This window comes from Vibrio sp. 1249-1, assembly GCF_033340495.1.
Genome location: NZ_JAWOWJ010000613.1, coordinates 1 through 667, shown reverse-complemented (window position 1 = coordinate 667; position 667 = coordinate 1). Strand labels below are relative to the sequence as shown.

Annotated in this window: 1 protein-coding gene; it reads right to left on the bottom strand. The window is 48.7% G+C overall.

Annotated features, from left to right (window positions below; genetic code table 11):
• Positions 1 to 667, bottom strand: a 667-nt coding sequence (cmoB, locus tag R7Z50_RS27940) for a tRNA 5-methoxyuridine(34)/uridine 5-oxyacetic acid(34) synthase CmoB (RefSeq protein ID WP_318149812.1), incomplete at both ends; no start/stop codon positions are given.

Below are 667 nucleotides of genomic sequence, written 5' to 3'. Positions count from 1 at the left end.
GTAATCTGGTAGAGAGTTGTGTGTCATCCAATCTGTTGTGCGTTGTTCATCAACAGAAGTCACGTTCTCATCCACAATATGAACATCTTCAAAACCAACCAGTTCTAGCCACACTTTTAGTGCTTTCGCAGACGGGAAGAAGTACACATTGCGCATTTGAGCGTAGCGTGAGGTCGGCACAAGTACTGCGTTTTCATCGCCTTCGATTACCAAGGTTTCCAATACTAACTCACCACCAGAAACCAACTGATCTTTTAGTTGAATCAAATGGTCAAGTGGAGAACGACGGTGGTAGAGAACACCCATGCTGAACACGGTATCAAACGCTTCCAGTTTAGGCAGTTGCTCAATACCCAGCGGCAATAGGTGTGCTCGTTGGTCGCCGCCCATGAGTTTGCGAATCGCTTCAAACTGAATCAGGAACAGGTGAGACGGGTCGATACCCACGCAAAGACGAGCTCCTTCGCCTAACATGCGCCACATGTGGTAACCATTGCCACAACCCACATCGAGCACGCTGCGATTTTTCAGTGGAGAAATGTGTGGAAGTACGCGATCCCATTTCCAGTCGCTACGCCACTCGGTATCGATATGAATGCCGTGCACCGTGTATGGACCTTTGCGCCAAGGGTGGAAAGGACGCAGTAAGTGTTCTAGCTTTTTCAGT